We start from the raw sequence: 19,642 nt of genomic DNA, 5'->3' as shown, positions 1-19,642 counted from the left end.
AAGCGCGTAGAACACCATGGAACTGGCCAAGAGCTTCGAGCCCGCCGACATCGAACGTCGCTGGTACCCGGAATGGGAATCCCGCGGCTATTTCGACGCCGGACTCGACAAGTCGAACCCCAACGCCTTCTGCATCCTGCTGCCGCCGCCCAACGTCACCGGCACGCTGCACATGGGGCACGGCTTCAACCAGACGATCATGGACGCGCTCACGCGCTACCACCGCATGCGCGGCGACAACACGCTGTGGCAGCCGGGTACCGACCACGCCGGCATCGCCACGCAGATCGTCGTCGAACGCCAGCTCGACGCCCAGGGCATCTCGCGCCACGACCTCGGCCGCGAGAAGTTCCTCGAGAAGGTGTGGGAGTGGAAGGAGTACTCCGGCGGCACCATCACCCGCCAGATGCGTCGCCTCGGCACCAGTCCCGACTGGAAGCGCGAGCGCTTCACGATGGACGAGGGCCTGTCGAAGACCGTCACCGAGACCTTCGTGCGCCTGTACAACGAAGGCCTCATCTACCGCGGCAAGCGCCTGGTGAACTGGGACCCGAAGCTCGGCACCGCGGTGTCCGACCTGGAAGTGGTGTCCGAGGAAGAAGACGGCAAGCTCTACCACATCCTCTACCCCTTCTCCGAAGGCCCCATCGGTGATCTGAAGGGGCTGACCGTCGCCACCACCCGCCCCGAGACCCTGCTCGGCGACGTCGCGGTGATGGTGCATCCGGAAGACGAACGCTACGCCCACCTGATCGGCAAGACCGTCGCCCTGCCGCTCACCGGTCGCCACGTCCCGATCATCGCCGACGACTATGTCGACCGCGAGTTCGGCACCGGCTGCGTCAAGGTCACGCCGGCGCACGACTTCAACGACTACGCCGTCGGCCAGCGCCACAAGCTCGACATGATCGTGGTGCTCAAGCTCGACGGCAGCGTGCCGGCCGTGGCCGAGCGCTACACCACCGACGGCCAGGCGCTCGAAGGCGTGCCGATGCCCGGCAGCGTCGCCGGCCTCGACCGTTTCCCTGCGCGCGACCAGGTCGTCGCCGAACTCGAGACGCTCGGCCTGATGCTGGAGATCAAGGCGCACAAGCTGCAGGTGCCGCGCGGCGACCGCACCGGCGTCGTGATCGAGCCGATGCTCACCGACCAGTGGTTCGTCGCCATGTCCAAGGCCGGCGCGGATGGCAAGAGCATCACGCAGAAGGCGCTCGACGTCGTCGCCTCGGGCGAGATCAGGTTCTACCCCGAGAACTGGGTGAACACCTACAACCAGTGGCTCAACAACATCCAGGACTGGTGCATCTCGCGCCAGCTGTGGTGGGGCCACCGCATCCCCGCCTGGTATGACGACGAAGGCCGCATCTACGTCGCCCCCTGCGAGGAAGCCGCCATCACCGCCTGGAAGGCCGACCTCGAAGCCGAGATCGGCACGCTGCAGGCCGAGGTCGCCGCGCGCCAGAGCCAGGGCCAGACTGCCGAGCAGTATCCCGAACTGGCCGAGCGCCTGTCGACGCTGCACGCGCGCTACGAGGAAGGCAGGCTGCGCCAGGAAGAGGACGTGCTCGACACCTGGTACTCCTCCGCGCTGTGGCCGTTCTCGACGCTGGACTGGACACCGGAGTGGCCGGGCAAGAGCAACGACGCGCTCGACCTCTACCTGCCCTCGACCGTGCTCGTCACCGGCTTCGACATCATCTTCTTCTGGGTGGCGCGCATGGTGATGATGACCAAGCACATCACCGGCAGGATCCCCTTCAAGCACGTCTATGTGCACGGCCTGATCCGCGACGCGGAAGGCCAGAAGATGAGCAAGTCCAAGGGCAACGTACTCGACCCGATCGACCTCATCGATGGCATCTCGCTCGACGAGCTGGTCAAGAAGCGCACCTTCGGCCTGATGAACCCGAAGCAGGCACAGAGCATCGAGAAGAAGACACGCAAGGAATTCCCCGAAGGCATCCCCGCCTTCGGCACCGACGCGCTGCGTTTCACCTTCGCCTCGCTCGCCAGCCCGGGCCGCGACATCAAGTTCGACCTCGCGCGCTGCGAGGGTTATCGCAACTTCTGCAACAAGCTGTGGAACGCCACCCGCTTCGTGCTGATGAACTGCGAAGGGCAGGACTGCGGCGTCGGCGACAACGTCGCCTGCTCCACCGAGGTGCTCGACTTTTCCTTCGCCGACCGCTGGATCGTGTCGCGCCTGCAGCGCACCGAAGCCGAGGTCGCCGAGCAGTTCGAGGCCTACCGCTTCGACCTCGTCGCCCGTGCGGTGTATGAGTTCGTGTGGGACGAATACTGCGACTGGTACCTGGAACTCGCCAAGGTACAGATCCAGACCGGCACGCCCGCCCAGCAGCGCGCCACCCGCCGCACCCTGCTGCGCGTACTCGAGACCGTGCTGCGCCTCGCCCACCCGCTGCTCCCCTTCATCACCGAGGAGCTGTGGCAGACCGTGGCGCCGCTCGCCGGGCGCAAGGACGGCGACAGCATCATGCGCGTGCGCTACCCGCAGGCCGACCTGAGCCGCATCGACGAAGCTGCCGAGGCCAAGGTCGCCGAACTCAAGGCCATGATCTACGCCTGCCGCAACCTGCGCGGCGAGATGAACATCTCCCCGGCCCAGCGCCTGCCGCTGGTGGCCGCGGGCGACAAGGCGGCGCTGGCCGTGTATGCGCCCTACCTCGCCGGCCTGGCCAAGCTGTCGGACGTGCAGGTCGTCGCTGAGATCGGTGCCGACGAGCTCGCCCCGGTCGCCGTCGCCGGCGAAACCCGCCTGATGCTGAAGGTGGAAATCGACGTCGCTGCCGAGCGCGAGCGCCTGGGCAAGGAGATCGCCCGCCTCGAAGGCGAGATCACCAAGGCCGAAGGCAAGCTCGGCAACGCCAGCTTCGTCGACCGTGCACCGGCCGCGGTGGTCCAGCAGGAGCGGGACCGCCTGGCCGGCTTCAAGGCCACGGTCGAGAAGCTGAAGCCGCAGCTGGCGAAGCTGGGCGGATAAGGCAACGCCTGCTTGCTTTCGGCGTGCGCTGAGGCAAGCAGGCGGCGGCAGGGGTATTCGTGGCGCAGGCGAGGACTGTCTGAGCCCGGAGGGCGAGTTCCGCAGACTGCAGAACGAATACCCCTGTCGCCGCCTGCGATTGACCCGAGATCGCCGTAAACAAAACAAAAACGGGCTGCCCGACTTAACGTGGCAGCCCGTTTCACATCCAACGCAGAAAGCGCGAAGGTCTTACTTCCGCTTCAGGAAGAACTCGAACGCCTTGTCCGTGGTCTCGCCCTGCTTCAGCAATTCATTGCCGGTCTGCTTGGCGAACGCCTGAAAATCCTTCACCGAACCCGGATCGGTCGCCACGACGCGCAGCACCTGACCCGCCTGCATCTCTGCCAGCGCCTTCTTCGCACGCAGGATCGGCAGCGGGCAATTCAGGCCACGCGCGTCCACTTCCTTCTCGAAATTCATCCCTTGCTATCTCCGTTATCGGTATCTGGGAAAAGCCGGCATTCTAATGGATGCCCCCCGCAGCCGAAAGCCGCAACCGCCGCCAACGCCCCACGCCGGGGATCAGCCCTCACGGTCCTTGCGCTCGTCCAACAGACGCTGCTTCAGTTCGCGCAACCGCGCATCGACCGCCGACAACTCGTAGAAATCCCCGTCGCCCGCCTTGCGCGCGATCTCCAGCTGCTCGATCGCCGCCGGCAGGCTGCCGCGCAACAGATACACCTCGGCCTGCGCGCGATGCTGCGCGGTGCGCTTGCCCAGCGCCGCATAGCCCCGCGACAGCAAGGCCCACAGCCGCGAATCGCCCTGGCGGTTGTCCAGCGTGCGGCGCACACCCTCGACTGCCGCACCGGGCTGGCCGCCCAGGATGCGCGCATCGGCGAGGGAATAGACCAGGCTGCGGTTCGACGGGAAGTCGCGCACCGCGCCCTCCAGCGTGCGGATGGCACCGGCACCGTCCTTGCGCGCCAGACGGATTTCCGCCTCCAGCGTGACCAGCCATGGCGAGGGCGGCGTCTTCGCGCGCACCGCGTCGAGACGCTTCGCCGCTTCATCCAGACGCCCGGCGCGGAACAGCGCGCGTGCCAGCCCGTAGCCTGCCGCCGCATCACCCGGTGCCTGCGCGACCTGGTTTTCCATGTCCTTCACCGCATCCGCTGGCTGGCCGGCGTTGGCGCGCAGCTTTGCGCGCGCATAACCGAAGTCCGGCGAATCGACCACCTGGCGGTAGCGCATCGATGCCGCACGGTTCTCCATGTCGGCGATGCGCTCGGTCGTCAGCGGGTGGGTGCGCAGGTAGGCCGGGGCATTGTTCTCGTACATGCGCGTCGCACGCTGCAGGCGCTCGAAGAAGCCGGGCATGCCGCGCACGTCGAAGCCCGCGTTCTCCAGCGTCTCCAGCCCGGCACGGTCGGCCTCGCGCTCGAAGGCCCGGGTGTAGCCCAGCTGCGACTGGATCGCTCCCGCCTGGCCGGCCGCGATCGCCGCCTGGCTGACATCCGAATTGCTGCGCGCCGCCAGCACCGCCACCAGCAGCGACGCCAGCATCAGCATCGCCGACTGGCTCTGCTTGCCGACGATCTGCGCGATGTGGCGCTGGGTGACGTGCGCGATCTCGTGGCCCAGCACCGAGGCAAACTCGGACTCGGTCTGCGCCGCCAGCAGCAGGCCGGTATGCACGCCGATGAAGCCACCGGGCAGCGCGAAGGCGTTGAGCGTCGGATCATTGACGACGAAGAAATCGAAATCCAGCCCCGGATTGCTGCTCACCGCCGCCAGCTTGTGGCCGATGCGGTTGATGTAGTCCTCGATCTCGGGATCATCGAGGTAGGCTGCGTCGCGCCAGCGGATCTGGCTGATGATCTGCTCGCCGATGCGACGCTCGGTCGCCGGCGAAAGCTCGGACGCCGCCACGTCGCCCAGGTCGGGCAGATCGTAGGCGTTGACGGGAAAGGCCAGCGTAAGGCTGAGCAGCAGGGCAAGAGGTCGGCGCATCATCGGGTGCTATGATACCCGCCGTTTCCAAAGCGTTCCCGCGCGCATGTATCCGCCTGTAGCGGGCGCCGGGCACCGCCCTCCCCCAGCGCCTCCCAGCGAACGCCGACGCCCCATGACCGCATCCTCCCCCAATCCGCTGACCCATTTCGATGCCGACGGCCAGGCCCACATGGTGGACGTCGGCGGCAAGTCCGAGACGCGCCGCGTCGCTGTCGCCACCGGCCGCATCCTGATGTTGCCCGACACCTTCGCCATGGTCCGCTCGGGCTCGGCGAAGAAGGGCGACGTGCTCGGCATCGCCCGCATCGCCGCCATCCAGGCGTCCAAGCGCACCAGCGAGCTGATCCCGCTGTGCCACCCGATCCCGCTCACCCGCGTGGCCGTCGAATTCGAACTCGACGACGCCGAGCACGCCATCCGCTGCACCGTCACGGCGGAAACCGTCGGCCGCACCGGCGTCGAGATGGAGGCGCTGACCGCCGTCAACGTCGGCCTGCTCACCATCTACGACATGTGCAAGGCGGTCGATCGCGGCATGCGCATGGACGGCATCCAGTTGCTGGAAAAGCTCGGCGGCAAGTCGGGGCACTGGACCGCAGCCTGACGCTGCGGCATGAAACCGCTTCTCTCTGCGGCACGGGCAACGCGCCGCCCCGGTTTCGGGCGGCACATGCTGCGGCTGGTTCTCGCGCTCGCGGCCAGCCTGTCGCCCCTTGCGCTGCAGGCCACCGTACCGGTTCCTCCCGATCCACTGAAGCGCGTCGAACTGTCGGAGAGCGAACGGCTCTACGTCGCGCTCACCCAACGCATCACGATGTGCGTCGACCCGGACTGGGAGCCCTTCGAACGCATCAACGCGGCTGGTGAGCACGAAGGCATTGCGGCCGATCTGTTGCGGCTGGTTGCGCAGCGGGTCGGCCTCGAGCTCCAGCTCATCCCGGTTTCGTCCTGGGACGAAAGCCTCGAAGCGTCGAAGGCGGGCCGTTGCCAGATCCTGAGCTTCCTCAACCGGACCGACTCGCGGGAGCAGTGGCTGCGCTTCACAGCCCCGATCTTCCTCGACCCCAACGTTCTCATCACCCGGGAGGAGCACCCATTCATCGCTGACGCGCATGCGCTGAACAGCTGAATCGCCCCGGGTTTCCTAGACGGTCCCGTTCTTCAAAAAATACTGCCGCTCGAACTCTACCGGCGAGAGCTGGTTGGTGAAACCGTGGCGTCGCCGTGGGTTGTAGAAGAGCTCGATGTAATCGAAAACATCGGAGCGAGCCTGCGCCCGATCCGTGTAGATCTTTCGCTTGATCCGCTCGCGCTTGAGCAGCTGGAAGAAGCTTTCCGCTACCGCGTTATCGTGGCAGTTGCCACGCCGGCTCATGCTCGGCACCAGTCGGTGCGACTTCAGGAAGTCTTGCCAGTCGTGGCTGCTGAACTGGCTACCCTGATCTGAATGCACCAGCACCTGCTCAGTCGGTTTGCGCCGCCACACCGCCATCAGCAAGGCGTTCAACGCCAGTTCCTTGGTCATCCGTTCGCCCATCGACCAACCGACGACCTGACGGGAGAACAGATCGAGCACCGCGCACAGGTACAGCCACCCCTCGTGGGTTCGGATGTAAGTGATATCGGTCACCCAGCTCTTGTTCGGCGCTGTCGGGGCAAACTGGCGCTCGAGCAGATTCGGCGCAACCACCGCCGGCCGCCCACCGTAGCGACCGGGGCGGCGTCCATAGCCGGTGTGCGAGCGCAGGCCCGCCAAGCGCATCAGCCGCGCCACGCGATGCTTGCCACACGCTTCGCCCATGTCGTGCAGATCGTTACGGATCTTGCGATAGCCATAGATACGCCCGCTGGCCTCCCAGCATTGCGTAATCAGCGCTCCGATGCGCTGGTCATTAGCCGAGCGCTCGGAAACGGGTTGCTGCTTCCACGCGTAATAACCGCTCGGATGGACCGCCAGCGTCGAACACAGGCGACGCACCGGATACTGCACCACGTGGGCGTCGATGAAGGCGTACCTCACCCGGACTGCTTGGCAAAGTACGCGGCGGCCTTTTTTAGGATGTCGCGCTCCTCGGTCACGCGCCGCAACTCCGCCTTCAGGCGCCGAATCTCGTCCGCCTGGCTGTCGCGCTCGGCACGCTGCTCCGCCGGAACGCCGTAACGCTTGATCCAGGTGTAGAGACTGTGGGCGCTGACGCCAAGCCGCACGGCCACCTCAGCGACCGGATGTCCCCGGTCGGTCACCTGCTTGACCGCTTCGATCTTGAACTCTTCGGTGAAGCGCTGCTGCGCCTTCTTCGTTTCCATCGACACCTCCGTAACGCCTCATTGTGAGGCAAAAGGGTGTCTAGGAAACCCGGGGCGATTCACGCAGCGTTCCTGAGTAACGCGAACTCCAATGCACGCTCTGCCGGCGGGGCTGTCGACCGCATTGTGGACGCCGATCAACTCGGGAGCGCCACGAGAACTCAGAGCGAACTCGCGTACCGCCTCGCCATGCTCGACGCTGGCAGCCTTAAGGGCATGTTTACGGCACTGGCTGGAGAAGTCCATGGTGCGCTTGCCGCGGCGGCCCCGCTGCCGGGCCAGTGGGTCCAGGGCGCGGTTGGACGCCAGTTGCGCAGTGGCGGCCAGAGCGCCGCCGACAACAAGGAGATCGCCGGACGCAACGCGCTGTGGGTGGATGTCGGCGGAGACCATGCCACCTGGGATGCGGACGCGATGGCCTCCGGATTCTCGCTCAACCGCCGCATGCTCGCCTTGGGTAGCGATCTTCATGCCGGGCCCATCGGACGAGTCGGTGTCGGTCTGTCCAACGCAAAGTCCGATGTCTCGGCGAAAGGCGGCAGCGGCACCGTCGAGGAGAACATGATCTTCGTCTATGGACAGTACCGCGTCGGCGACTATTCGATCGACGGTGTCCTGGGCTACGGCATCAACGACTACAAGAGCCGCCGCAGCGATCCGCTTGGCGTCGCCGGCTCACTGCGTTCGGACCTGGATGGTCGTAACGTCTTGGCTGGTGCCACCCTCCGCCGGTCGATCGATTACGGCAGCTTCATCCTCGAGCCCAAGGTTCGCATCCTGCTGCAGCACAGTACGCGCGAAGCCGGCAGGGAGAGTGGTGAATCGCAAGCTGCGCTGAGCCTGTCACGCCATTCGGCCGACGGAGCCCGCGTCGTCCTCGGTGCCAACCTGGCTTCGCCGGAACGCGATCCGCTGCAGGCCGACCACACGTATCAGGCGGGCTTCGGTGTCGGCGTCGACAACGGCGAGGCTCTCCAACCGTCCCTGCAGTCCTCCCTTGCGGATTCGCGGCACACGATCCATGCACCCGATGCAGGTCGGGCCTTCGCCGAACTCGGAGGCTCTGCCACGATACGCATGTCGTCCGACACCTACGCCTTCATCGGCGTCAATGGGGAAGCGCGTTCCGGCAAGCGAAGCTACGGCGGAAACGTTGGTGTGCGGATATCGTTCTGACGGCTCGACAGCCAACCGCCATGACCTTCGTGGGCCGACATTCGTTGGCTCGCGAAGGTCAGGCCCGCAGCGCCCTTCTTGCCAAGGTCTTCACGCACGGGGCAATTACGCCGACCGCATACCGACAGATCAGCCCACGTCATCGTCCCGAGCCGCCAGCCGCACCATCACCAGCGGAAAAGCGCCCGCACCGGCCAGCGCCACGGCCGACACCAGGAAGGCCAGGCCGGCCATCGGGTCGGCCAGCGCCGGATGCAAGCGCGCACCCTCGCCGGCAAAGCAGACGACGGCGGCCAGCGCGCACAGTACAGCCAGCACGAACAGCATCAGCGCGGAAAGCGGCATCCGCCGCGGGGAAGCGTTCTGCATGGTCTAAAGATTCTCAGAGGTGTCGTCAGGCACGGTCATGCACCGTGAAAGCGCATCCGCCATGGCAACTCGCCCTGGATGAACAACCGCGCCTCGTCGGACTGCGGCCGGGCGAAAAAGCGCTGTACCGGCGTATGCTCGCGCACCCGTCCGCCGGACATGAAGACGATGTCGTCGCCCAGGCGGGTGGCCTGGCCGAGGTTGTGGGTGACCATCAGGATGCGGGTGCCGTCGGTACGGATCTCGCGGATGATGCGCTCGACCTCGCCGCTGGCCGAGGGGTCGAGGCTGGCGGTGGGCTCGTCGAGCAGCAGCAGGCGCGGCTTCGTCAGCCATGCACGGGCCAGTGCGAGGCGCTGTTGTTCGCCGCCGGAGAGTTGGCGCGCGCTGTCCTCGGCACGGTCGGCCAGACCGACACGCTCGAGCATCGCCAGCGCCCGCCGCCTGCGCTCGGCCGCGGACACACCGAGCGGCTTCAGGCCCAGCGCCACGTTGTGCCTCACCGAGGCGCGCAGCATCATCGGCCGCTGAAACACCATCATCACGCCCTGCTCGGGCCGGCGGATGCCCTCGTCGCCCCAGGTCATGCTGCCGGCATCCGGTTCGATCAGGCCGCAGATCGTGCGCAGCAGCACGCTCTTGCCCGCCCCGTTGGGGCCCAGCACCAGGGTAATGCCCTCGTCGCCCAGATCGAGATCGATACCGGCCAGCACCTCGCGGCCGTTGGGCTGGTAACGCAGGTCGCGGATGCGCAGGGGGAAGATCGCCATCGTCCGTCTCAGCCGTAGCGCCGCATCGCCCAGTAGCGCAGCACGAAGGCCAGCGCGTTGAGCACGAGGATGATGACGATGAGCACGATGCCGAGCGCGATCGCCAGCGCGAGGTCGCCCTTGCTGGTCTCGAGCGCGATTGCGGTGGTCATCACGCGCGTCGCGCGGTCGATGTTGCCGCCGACGATCATCACCGCCCCGACCTCGCTCATCGCCCGCCCCAGGCCGGCGAGCACGGCCACCAGCAGCGAGTGGCGGCAGTCGTACAGCAGCGTGGTGACGCTGTCCCACCATGAGAAGCGCATCAGTTGCAGTTCTTCCGCGTAGCGCTGCCACACGTCCTCCACCACCTGGCGCGTAATCGCCGCAATCAGGGGCACGACGAGCAAGGTTTGCGCGACGACCATCGCCAGCGGCGTGTACAAGACCCCGAAACTGCCGAACGGCCCCGATCGCGACAGCAGCAGGTAGACCACCACGCCGACGACCACCGAAGGCAGCCCCATCATGCCGTTGATGAGGACCGACAGCGTGCTCTTGCCCGGGAAGCGTCCGACCGCGATGCAGGCACCCAGCGGCAGCCCGATCAGCGTACCCAGCAGCACCGCGCCGCCGCTGACCTGCAGCGACAGCACCACGATCTCGGCCACGGTGTGGTCGAAGGTGGCGAGCAAGGCCAAGGCATCGGAGAAGGTGGCAGCGAAGGCGGACATCGGCGGGGAGCATACCCGAAACCCCCTGCCCGCCGGAACGCGCCGAGCGTTGATCGGGCAGACGCGCGGTCAGCCCCCACCCTTCTGCATCGCCCGGTCGAGACGGGCCAGCAGCGCGCGGCGCGCGGCTTCTTCACCGGGCCCGAAGCGGTAGCGTACGATCAACTGCGGCAGCTCGAACAGCCCCAGGCGACGCACGCCGGCCGGCTCCAGCTCGATGACGAGCGTCTGCGCCCCGTCCTGCACGCTCAGGCGCCGAGTTTCCGCGCTGCTCTGCACCGCGGGCCAGGCCTGGCGCAGGTCGCGTTCGAATTCGCGCGCGGTGGCGGTAACCTGGCGCTCGAAGGACTCGGGCACCGGGCCGTGGATGAAGGCCATGCCTCAGCCGCCGGCGATCGGCGGCCAGATGGCGAGCTCGTCGCCGTCCTGCAGGCGGCGCTTCGCGCGCTCGGCCGGCGGCACGAAGTGGCCGTTGATCAGCACCAGGTGGGCGCTGCGCTCGGGCACGCGGTAACGGTGGATCATGTCCGCCACGGTCGTGCCCTCGCCCACGTCCAGTTCCAGCCGGTTGCCGCGGTGGCCCTCGGGCAGATAGTCCGACAGCGAGGCAAAGAGCTTGAAGGCGATGCGGATCGTCACACGGGTCTCCATGCGCCGCCTCAGCGCGCCAGCGCCATCGGCTGCTGGCTGCGCGCGACATAGGCGTCGACAAAGGCCAGCGGGTTGGCGAGCAGACGGTCCTTCCAGTCGCCGAGCTTCACCTGGCCGTGGATCAGGCCGCGCAACGCGCCCACGTGCTGGGTCAGGCCGATGGCGGTGGCGCCGACCAGCACGTCGTCCTTGAACTGCAGGCTCAGGTAGCGGTAGCGCGCCTCGTCGACCAGCTCGACACCGCTGCCGCCGGCATCGGGCTTCTCACCCCACCACTGGCCGAAGGACGAGGAGATCAGGCCCAGCGTGTCGAGCACGTTGATCGCCAGCACGCCGTTGAGCTTCGTGTCCCTGGCGACGGCGCCGCGCGCCATGTTCATCGCCGCGATGCGCGCCTGGTCGGCGGCGTTGGGCTGGATGGCGGCGACGAGGTGCGCGCCGGTGAAGAGATCCGGCGCCTCGGCTACGTCACCGGCGGCGAAGATGCCGGGCACGGAGGTCTCCATGCGGTCATCGACGAGCACGCCCTTGGCCACATGCACCGGCGTCTCCTCCAGGAAGCCGACATTGGGCGCGACACCCGCGGCGACGATGACCAGATCGCAGTCCAGGCGGTCGCCGGTAGACAGGGTCACCGCCAGCGGTGCGTCGACACCCACTTCCCTGCCGCGGTCGATACGCTGCACGCCCGCCGAGGTAACGACCCGGATGCCCTTGTCCTCGACCCAGCGCTTGATCATGCCGCCGGCCTTGGGCGTCATCATGCGCGGCACCATGCGGTCGCCCATTTCCACCACGGTGAGCTGCACACCGCGTTTGGCCAGCGCCTCCATGATGATGCAGCCGATGAAGCCCGCGCCGAGCTGCAGCACGCGCGCGCCCGGCCTGGCATGGGCGGCGATCGCGCGCGCATCGGCCAGCGTCCAGCAGGTCTGCACCTCGGGCAGGTCCACGCCGGGAATCGGCGGGCGCACCGGATGCGAACCGGTGGCGATCAGCAGACGGTCGTAGCTTTCGAAATGACCGTCATCGAACAGCACGGTACGCTTGTCGGTGTTGAGCGCCACCGCGCGGCCACGCATCTGGCGGATGCGCAGGCGCTCGAAATGGTCGGCGCCCTTGCGCAGATACGTGCCCGCCTCGTCGATGTTGCCTTCGAGCAGGTAGGGAATGGCCATGCGCGAATATGGCGGTGCATCCTCGTGACCGACCATGACGATCTCGTCCTGCGGCGCGGCCTTGCGCAGGGTTTCGGCGGCCACGACGCCCGCCGGGCCGTTGCCGAGAATCAGGTGTTTCATTGGAGCATCCTCAAGCCAGACGCGCCCCGCGGCACAGGGCCGGGTGTGGCGCGCAGACCCGCTGGCCTGCGCGCCCGCGCGATTCGAACCCGCAGCGCGGACACCCCGGGGGCGCCCGCGCGCGCTCACACGCTCACAGCCCCAGACGCGCCCGCGTCTCGGCGGTCGGCTGGCCCTCGGGCGTCCAGCCACGCACCTGGTAGTACTCGGGCAGCATCTTCGCCAGGCCGTTGACCAGCCCCTTGGCGGGGCCCGTCTTGGCCGGTTCCTGCGTCAGGCGCGGCGGCAGGTTGTCGTCCCTGGCGGTGAAGCCGGCAGCGTTGTTGAACATGCGCTCCATGTTCCAGATGCGCTCGCCGACCGCGTTCAGCTTCTCCATGCTCCAGTCGCCCTCGCAGGCGGCAGCCACCTGCGGCTGCACGTCGGCCAGGGTCCACGCGAAGCTGGTGAACACGCAGATGCCGGCCGAATCGAACACCGCGGTGGCATCCTGGAAGGCCTTCACCAGCTCGGGCTTGCCGTCGGTGGTGAGCGGATCGGTCTTGACCGGGATGCCGAGCACTTCGGACGCCACGGTGTAGCCGCGCAGGTGGCAGGCGCCGCGGTTGGAGGTGGCGTAGGCCAGCCCCATGCCCTGGATGCCGCGCGAGTCGTAGGCGGGGAATTCCTGGCCCTTCACGCTCATCGACAGCTCGGGACGGCCGTACTTCTCGCACAGGCGCTTGCTGCCCATGCCGAGCTCCTTGCCGAAACCCTCGCCCACCGCGGTCATCTCGACCATCTTCGCCAGCGCCTCGGCCGAACCGAAAGGCGCCGGAATGCCGATCTTCTCGTCGTTGAGGATGCCCAGCTCGTAGAGCTCCATCGCCGCGCCGACGGTGGCGCCGAAGGAGATCGGGTCCATGCCCTGCTCGTTGCAGATCAGGTTGGCGTACTGCAGCGCCTCGAGGTCGCCCACGCCATTGGCCGCACCGAGCGCCCACGCGGCCTCGTACTCCAGGCCGCCCGAGGCCCCCCAGTACTTCGGGCTGTTCTTGACGGTGAAGTGCCCCTTGTCGATTTCCGAGATGCGACCGCAGGCGATGGTGCAGCCGAAGCAGGCGGCATTGGTGACGAGGTGGGTCTTGCCATCGGACTCGCGCTTCTCGTGCATCGCCTCGGCGGAAATCTTCGAGGCATCCTCGAACTGCACGTCGCGGTGGTTGCGGGTGGGCAGCGCGCCGATCTCGTTGATCACGTTCATCAGCACCTGGGTGCCGTACTTGGGCAGCCCCTGGCCGGTCACGGCGTTGTCGGCGAGCACCTTCTTGGCGTCGTTAGTCGCCTTGAGGAAGGCGCCGAAGTCCTTGATGCCCGACACGCCCTTGGTGCCGCGGATGGCCACCGCCTTCAGGTTCTTCGAGCCCATCACCGCGCCCACGCCGGAACGGCCAGCCGCGCGATGCAGGTCATTGACCACACAGGCATACAGCACCTGGTTCTCGCCCGCCTTGCCGATCGACGAGATGCGCACGAGCGGGTCCTGCAGCTCGTCCTTGATCTGCTCCTCGGTCTCCCAGCAGCTCTTGCCCCACAGCCCGGCGGCGTCGCGCAGTTCGGCCTTGTCGTTCTCGATGTAGAGCCACACCGGTTTCGCCGACTTGCCCTCGAAGATCACCATGTCCCAGCCGGCGAACTTCATTTCGGCGCCGAAGAAGCCGCCGGAGTTCGAACAGGCGATGGCGCCCGTCAGCGGCCCCTTGGTGACGACGGTGTAGCGGCCTCCGGTCGAGGCCATGGTGCCGGTGAGCGGTCCGGTGGCCATGATCATCTTGTTGTCGGGCGACAGCGGATCGACCTTGGGGTCGATCTCGGACACCAGGTACTTGGTGGCCAGGCCACGCGAGCCGAGGTAGTCGTCGGCCCACTGCATGTTCAGCGGTTCTTCCGTACAGGTGCCGGCCGTGAGGTTCACCCGCAGGATCTTGCGATTCCATCCCATGATCCGTCCTCCTCAGGCAGCGGCCGAAGCCGGAGTGTTGGCCTTGGCGGCCCAGGCGCGCATCCTGTCGATGCCGGTCCAGTCGGCATCGACATACGTGATGGCGCCGGTCGGACAGGCGCTGGCGCAGGCGGGGTTGCCCTCGCACAAGTCGCACTTCTGCACCTTACCGGTATCCTGGTTGTAATTGATGGTGCCGAACGGACAGGCGATCGTGCACACCTTGCAGCCCACACAGGTGTCCTCGAACACCATCTTGGCGCCGGTCGACAGGTCGATGCGGATCGCATCCACCGGACAGGAATTCAGGCACCAGGCCTCGGTGCACTGCGTACAGGTGTAGGGAACCTTGCGGCCCTCGTGTTCGAAGTTGAACACCTTGATGCGCGACTTGCTCGGATTGATGACCCCGGTGTGCTCGTAGGAACAGGCCATCTCGCATTGCAGACAGCCGGTGCACTTCGCGGGATCAATGTGCAGTGCTTTCCACATCGATCGTCTCCTCGTTCTTTCCTTGGTTTGCAGCCGCTTTTCGCATGCGGACGCCGCTGCCGGACAAACCGGTCTGCGCCGTTCGATCCGCACACAGGCAGTTCAGAGATCGAACTGCCTATGAAACTCAGAGCATATGTTGCGTCCATCAAAGGTCAACCCGGGAATACCCCCTTTTACGTAAAAGGAATCAGAAATCGCGACCGAGCTTGCGGTACAGCGTATTGCGCGCGATGCCCAGCGCACGTGCGGCGGCCGACACGTTGCCGTCGTACTCGGCCAGCACGCGCAGGATCGTGTCCTCCTGCACGTCCTTCAGCCGGCGACCGCGCGTCCTGGCCGCGTGCGCTGCGATCACCACCGGGGCACGGACGGGCGCGGGCAGCCCTTCGGTCGCACCGGCCTCCGAACTGAAGATTTCCTCGGGCAGATGGCGCGAGAGGATCACGTCCTCGTGGTCGTCCAGCAGCGCGAGCGCCACCCGCAGCACGTTATGCAGTTGGCGGATGTTGCCGGGCCAGGCATAGCGCTCGAAGAAGTGCATGACCTCCTCGCTCACCGTGACGCTGCCCGGCGCGCGGCCATCGAGATCCTCGTCGATCAGGCGCTCGACGATGCAACGGATGTCACTGCGCTCGCGCAGCGGCGGCAGATAGACCGTGAGGCCATTGACGCGGTAATACAGATCCTCGCGGAAGCTGCCGGCCTTGACCGACTCGCTCAGCACCCGGTGCGTGGCACAGACCAGGGCGATATCCACGGGAATCGCCTCGCTCGCGCCGATCGGCACCACCCGTCGCTCCTGCAGCACGCGCAGCAGTCGCGCCTGCATCGACAGCGGCATGTCGCCGATCTCGTCGAGGAACAGCGTGCCGCCATGCGCCTGCTGGATGCGGCCGACCGCGCCTTCACGCCGGGCACCGGTGAAGGCGCCGCCGACGTAGCCGAACAGCTCGGACTCGATCAGGTTTTCCGGGATGGCCGCACAGTTCAGCGCCACGAAGGGACCGCTCGCACGCGGCCCGCTGTTGTGGCAGGCCTGGGCCAGCAACTCCTTGCCCACGCCCGACTCCCCCTGGATCAGCAGCGGGATGTTGCGTCCGATGACCTTGCCGGCGCGGTCGAGGGCCAGTTGCAGCGCGGCATCGCCGGTGGCGAGGTGCTCGAGCGTGATGCGTCCCTCCGCCGCAACGGCGGCACTGCGGGCACGCGTGGCGGCCCGCGACGCGGTGCCCCGCGCGGGCGAGGACAGCGGCGAACGCGACAGGTGAAACGCCATGCTTGCCCGTGCGCGGGCAAACACCACGGCCCCGTTACGCAACTCGAGCTCCAGCAAGGCCTCGGGCGAGCGCGCCGCCCGATCGAGCATCGTCCCCAGCGCGGTGCGGAACAGGTTGGCGAAGCCGCCAAGGCTGGTGCAGGGGCGTTCGTCGATGCCCAGCAGCGCCCGCGCGAGACGGTCGGCGCCCATGATCTCGCCCTCGCCCGACACGGCCAGCAGGCCCTCCTGCAGGCCGCCCACGCCTTCTGGCCGGTCATGGAAGGCAATCAGGATGTGACGCGCGTGATCGGCTTCGAACAGTCGGCGCTCGAGCAATCCCGCGCCGACCCGTGCGAGCCCGAGCGTATGCGGCTGGTAAGCGCGATGGTCGCCGGAAATGTCCAGCACCCCCAGCATCTGTCCGCATGGGTCGAAGATGGGGGCTGCACTGCAGGTGAGGATGCTGTTGCGCTGCAGATAGTGCTCGCCGCCGAAGATCTCGACCGGACTGCGCTCGATCAGTGCCGACCCGACGGCATTGGTGCCGCGGTGCTCCTCGCTCCAGTCGGCGCCCGGCTGCAGCGCGACGCGGCTCGCGCTGTCGACGAAGCCGGGGTCGCCGATCGCGTGCAGGATCATGCCTTGGGCGTCGGACAGCACCACCAGGCTGCCGGACGAGCGGATCTGCTCGTACAGATGCTCCATGACGCCGCTCGCGTGGCTCAGCAGGCGACCGTTGCGTTCGCGTGCCATCGAGAATTCGCTCCGCGTCGCGTTGTCGACACGCCGCATGTCACGCTCGTCGAGTCCGTTCTTGCGGCAACGCTGCCACGAACGCATCACCGGCGCCGGCAGGCCGGCCTCCGGCACCCGTCCGAGCTCGAAGAACTGCCGCCGCAAGGACTCCAGCGTCGCAGCCTGCGCTGCGCGCGTGAGGGTCTGACCCATGTTCTTGTCTCCACCATCGGCCGCCGTACCGTGCGCAATCGCCGGCATTGCCACCTGTCTTTTGGACATTGTTCGGACCGGATCGCTTCACATTGGATGCTTCCGATTCTTTATAGGAGAGTAATGCAAGACCTTTGCCACCGGTTAACGCTTGCATTTTGGGCGCGCAATGGAGCACATGGAGCAGTTGGCGACCTGCTCCATGTGCTCCAGTTGCGCCATCTGACACTGCGCGAGGTCTGCAGGCGCTGGCTGTCGATACGGCTGCGGACCGGGGCCGGTCAACGGCCCCGCAACCGGTCCTCGTCCTCGATCGCCGCCATCTCGGCATCGTCGAACAGCCGCGACCGGGTATGAAAGGCCTTGCCGGTATTGCCTTCCAGCGAGAAGGTCCCGCCGTGGCCGTCGACGACGTCGATGATCAGTTGCGTGTGCTTCCAGTATTCATACTGCGAGGCACTGATGTAGAAGGGCACGCCGCCGATGGCGCCCAGATGCACGTCGTGGGGGCCGATCGTGAGGTCGGTGGGCAGGTAGCAGTTCGCCGCGCTGTTGTCGCAACAGCCGCCGGACTGGTGGAACATCAGCTCGGGGCCATACTCGGCCTTGAGCTGCGCGATCAGCTCCAGCGCCGCAGGCGTGGCAATGACACGTTCGACCATGGCTTCGTCCTCCGCAATGCAAAAAAGGGGGCGGTCGCCCGCCCCCGAGGAGATGCCCCGGACAGGGCATGGGGAGAGAGGACGGTCGCTCAGAAGAAGCCGAGCTTGTTCTCGCTGTAGCTCACCAGCAGGTTCTTGGTCTGCTGGTAGTGGTCGAGCATGACCTTATGCGTCTCGCGGCCGATGCCCGATTCCTTGTAGCCGCCGAAGGCCGCGTGCGCCGGGTAGGCGTGGTAGCAATTGGTCCACACGCGCCCTGCCTGGATGGCGCGACCCATGCGGTAGGCGACGTTGCCGTTGCGGCTCCACACGCCGGCGCCCAGGCCGTACAGGGTGTCGTTGGCGATCGACAGCGCCTCGGCCTCGTCCTTGAAGGTGGTCACCGCGAGCACCGGCCCGAAGATCTCCTCCTGGAAGATACGCATCTTGTTGTGGCCCTTGAACAGCGTCGGCTGGATGTAGAAGCCGTCGGCCAGCTCGCCGTCAAGCTGGGCGCGCGCGCCGCCGATCAGCACCTGGGCGCCCTCTTCCTTGCCGAGCTGCAGGTACGACTGGATCTTGCTCATCTGCTCGGCCGAGGCCTGCGCGCCCATCATGGTGTCGGTGTCGAGCGGGCTGCCCTGCTTGATGGCGGCGACGCGCTTGAGCGCGCGCTCCATGAAGCGGTCGTAGATCGATTCCTGGATCAGCGCGCGGCTCGGGCAGGTGCATACCTCGCCCTGGTTGAAGGCGAACAGCACCAGGCCCTCGATCGCCTTGTCGAGGAAGGCGTCGTCCTTGTCCATCACGTCCGCGAAGAAGATGTTGGGCGACTTGCCACCCAGTTCCAGCGTGGCCGGGATCAGGTTGTTGGCGGCGGCCTGGGCGATGACGCGGCCGGTGGAGGTCGAGCCGGTGAAGGCGATCTTGGCGATGCGCTTGCTGGTGGCGAGCGGCATGCCGGCCTCACGACCATAGCCATTGACGATGTTGAGCACGCCCGGCGGCAGCAGGTCGGCGATCAGCTCCATCAGCACCAGGATCGACACCGGGGTCGATTCGGCGGGCTTGAGCACCACGCAGTTGCCCGCCCCCAGCGCAGGCGCGAGCTTCCACGCCGCCATCAGGATCGGGAAGTTCCAAGGAATGATCTGGCCGACCACGCCCAGCGGCTCGTGGATGTGATAGGCCATGGTGTTCTCGTCGATCTCCGAGATACCGCCTTCCTGCGAACGCAGGCAGCCCGCGAAGTAACGGAAGTGGTCGACGGCGAGCGGGATGTCGGCATTGAGCGTCTCACGGATCGGCTTGCCGTTATCGACGGTTTCAGCGTAGGCAAGCAGTTCCAGGTTCTGCTCGAGGCGGTCGGCGATCTTGAGCAGGACGTTCGAACGGGTGGCGGCGTCGGTCTTGCCCCACTTCGGGAAGGCGGCGTGTGCGGCATCGAGGGCGAGCTCGATGTCCTCGGCCGTGGACCGTGCGGCCTGGGTGTACTTCTGGCCGGAGATCGGCGTGACCACGTCGAAGTACTGGCCCTTGACCGGGGCCACCCACTTGCCACCGATGAAGTTGTCGTAGCGGGACTTGTATTGAACCTTGGCACCAGCCTGGCCGGGCATTGCGTACAGCATGATCAGTCTCCTCGTGTGATGTGTCATCGGGCGTCGATCGCCACGGGCAGCATTCAGCATGGCTCGTGCCAGCCGCCTCGCCCCTCTACAAATCAAGCACTTAGAAACAATCCAGCGTTCCTTCGCCGCGTCACAGGCATTTGGAGCATGTCAGTCCTGAGCATCTGCTCCAGAAGGCCGGCGTCGCTGGAGCAATGGCGCGCCTGCTCCACGATGCTCCATCCCGCCCTGCGGTAGCAGGTGCTCCGGACGTGTTCGGAACGCATGGAGCAGAGCGCGCCTGCCAATGCCGGCTGCCGTACATCGGCCATCCGCAAGCGCACCACGCGCTGCAACCCGCGCCAGCGCAAGGCTTGCAGCGCGAACGTCCGGTCCCGGCCTTCGCTTGCGCCATCCGAGTGG

At 66.7% G+C, this 19,642-nt stretch carries 18 protein-coding genes; 4 read left to right on the top strand and 14 right to left on the bottom strand.

Annotated features, from left to right (window positions below; all coding sequences use genetic code 11):
* The first annotated feature begins 16 nt into the window (after positions 1-16).
* A complete protein-coding gene (locus tag C664_RS13495) occupies positions 17-3,001 on the top strand; it encodes a valine--tRNA ligase (RefSeq protein WP_004261550.1) in 2,985 nt (994 codons plus the stop codon).
* 231 nt (positions 3,002-3,232) lie between these two features.
* On the opposite strand, the gene C664_RS13490 is transcribed toward C664_RS13495, so the two are convergent.
* Positions 3,233-3,463, bottom strand: a complete 231-nt coding sequence (locus tag C664_RS13490) for a sulfurtransferase TusA family protein (RefSeq protein WP_004261548.1) — start codon at positions 3,461-3,463, stop codon at positions 3,233-3,235.
* A 102-nt stretch (positions 3,464-3,565) separates the two neighbouring features.
* A complete protein-coding gene (locus C664_RS13485; RefSeq protein WP_004261546.1) occupies positions 3,566-4,999 on the bottom strand; it encodes a beta-barrel assembly-enhancing protease in 1,434 nt (477 codons plus the stop codon).
* Between the two features lie 112 nt (positions 5,000-5,111).
* On the opposite strand from C664_RS13485, the gene moaC reads away from it, so the two are divergent.
* Together moaC and C664_RS13475 are read left to right on the top strand one after the other, a co-directional pair.
* Positions 5,112-5,603: a cyclic pyranopterin monophosphate synthase MoaC gene (moaC, locus tag C664_RS13480; RefSeq protein WP_004261544.1), complete on the top strand. Its 492-nt coding sequence runs from the start codon at positions 5,112-5,114 to the stop codon at positions 5,601-5,603.
* A 9-nt stretch (positions 5,604-5,612) separates the two neighbouring features.
* A complete protein-coding gene (locus tag C664_RS13475) occupies positions 5,613-6,128 on the top strand; it encodes a transporter substrate-binding domain-containing protein (protein ID WP_198291531.1) in 516 nt (171 codons plus the stop codon).
* A 15-nt stretch (positions 6,129-6,143) separates the two neighbouring features.
* On the opposite strand, the gene C664_RS13470 is transcribed toward C664_RS13475, so the two are convergent.
* Positions 6,144-7,306, bottom strand: a protein-coding gene (locus tag C664_RS13470) for an IS3 family transposase (protein WP_341647327.1) whose coding sequence is annotated in 2 segments (ribosomal slippage) — positions 6,144-7,048 and positions 7,048-7,306 — 1,164 coding nt in all. Because the reading frame shifts where the segments join, the coding sequence is not laid out codon by codon here.
* 126 nt (positions 7,307-7,432) lie between these two features.
* On the opposite strand from C664_RS13470, the gene C664_RS13460 reads away from it, so the two are divergent.
* Entirely contained in the window at positions 7,433-8,482 is a 1,050-nt protein-coding gene (locus tag C664_RS13460; protein ID WP_157354156.1) for an autotransporter outer membrane beta-barrel domain-containing protein, read from the top strand.
* Positions 8,483-8,611: 129 nt separating this feature from the next.
* Here the strand turns inward: C664_RS13460 and C664_RS13455 are convergent, their stop codons facing one another.
* The 11 genes from C664_RS13455 to adh form a co-directional block, all read right to left on the bottom strand.
* On the bottom strand, positions 8,612-8,851 hold the full coding sequence (locus tag C664_RS13455; RefSeq protein WP_038011840.1) for a hypothetical protein: 240 nt from the start codon (positions 8,849-8,851) through the stop codon (positions 8,612-8,614).
* A 35-nt stretch (positions 8,852-8,886) separates the two neighbouring features.
* Positions 8,887-9,621: an ABC transporter ATP-binding protein gene (locus C664_RS13450; protein ID WP_004261533.1), complete on the bottom strand. Its 735-nt coding sequence runs from the start codon at positions 9,619-9,621 to the stop codon at positions 8,887-8,889.
* Positions 9,622-9,629: 8 nt separating this feature from the next.
* Positions 9,630-10,334, bottom strand: coding sequence for an ABC transporter permease (locus tag C664_RS13445; RefSeq protein ID WP_004261530.1), 705 nt, complete (start codon positions 10,332-10,334; stop codon positions 9,630-9,632).
* Positions 10,335-10,403: 69 nt separating this feature from the next.
* Entirely contained in the window at positions 10,404-10,712 is a 309-nt protein-coding gene (locus C664_RS13440) for a hypothetical protein (protein WP_004261527.1), read from the bottom strand.
* A 3-nt stretch (positions 10,713-10,715) separates the two neighbouring features.
* A complete protein-coding gene (thiS, locus tag C664_RS13435) occupies positions 10,716-10,985 on the bottom strand; it encodes a sulfur carrier protein ThiS (protein WP_004261512.1) in 270 nt (89 codons plus the stop codon).
* 8 nt (positions 10,986-10,993) lie between these two features.
* The gene (locus C664_RS13430; protein ID WP_004261509.1) at positions 10,994-12,286 is read right to left on the bottom strand and encodes an NAD(P)/FAD-dependent oxidoreductase; all 1,293 of its coding nucleotides are present in this window, start codon (positions 12,284-12,286) and stop codon (positions 10,994-10,996) included.
* Positions 12,287-12,419: 133 nt separating this feature from the next.
* Positions 12,420-14,267, bottom strand: coding sequence for an aldehyde ferredoxin oxidoreductase family protein (locus C664_RS13425; protein WP_004261506.1), 1,848 nt, complete (start codon positions 14,265-14,267; stop codon positions 12,420-12,422).
* 12 nt (positions 14,268-14,279) lie between these two features.
* On the bottom strand, positions 14,280-14,759 hold the full coding sequence (locus tag C664_RS13420; protein ID WP_004261505.1) for a 4Fe-4S dicluster domain-containing protein: 480 nt from the start codon (positions 14,757-14,759) through the stop codon (positions 14,280-14,282).
* Between the two features lie 190 nt (positions 14,760-14,949).
* Positions 14,950-16,968 carry a sigma-54-dependent Fis family transcriptional regulator gene (locus tag C664_RS13415; protein WP_038011858.1) on the bottom strand — a complete coding sequence of 673 codons (2,019 nt, stop codon included), beginning with the start codon at positions 16,966-16,968 and terminating at the stop codon, positions 14,950-14,952.
* Between the two features lie 281 nt (positions 16,969-17,249).
* Complete coding sequence (locus C664_RS13410) at positions 17,250-17,630, bottom strand: DUF779 domain-containing protein (RefSeq protein ID WP_004261500.1); 381 nt, start codon at positions 17,628-17,630, stop codon at positions 17,250-17,252.
* A gap of 89 nt (positions 17,631-17,719) precedes the next feature.
* Positions 17,720-19,240 carry an aldehyde dehydrogenase gene (adh, locus tag C664_RS13405; RefSeq protein ID WP_004261496.1) on the bottom strand — a complete coding sequence of 507 codons (1,521 nt, stop codon included), beginning with the start codon at positions 19,238-19,240 and terminating at the stop codon, positions 17,720-17,722.
* Between the last annotated feature and the right edge of the window lie 402 nt (positions 19,241-19,642).

The sequence above is a fragment of the Thauera sp. 63 genome, assembly GCF_000310165.2.
Classification (GTDB): Bacteria; Pseudomonadota; Gammaproteobacteria; order Burkholderiales; family Rhodocyclaceae; genus Thauera; species Thauera humireducens.
Note: the sequence above shows the minus strand (reverse complement) of the source record. Positions and strands in the feature narration are given on the sequence as shown.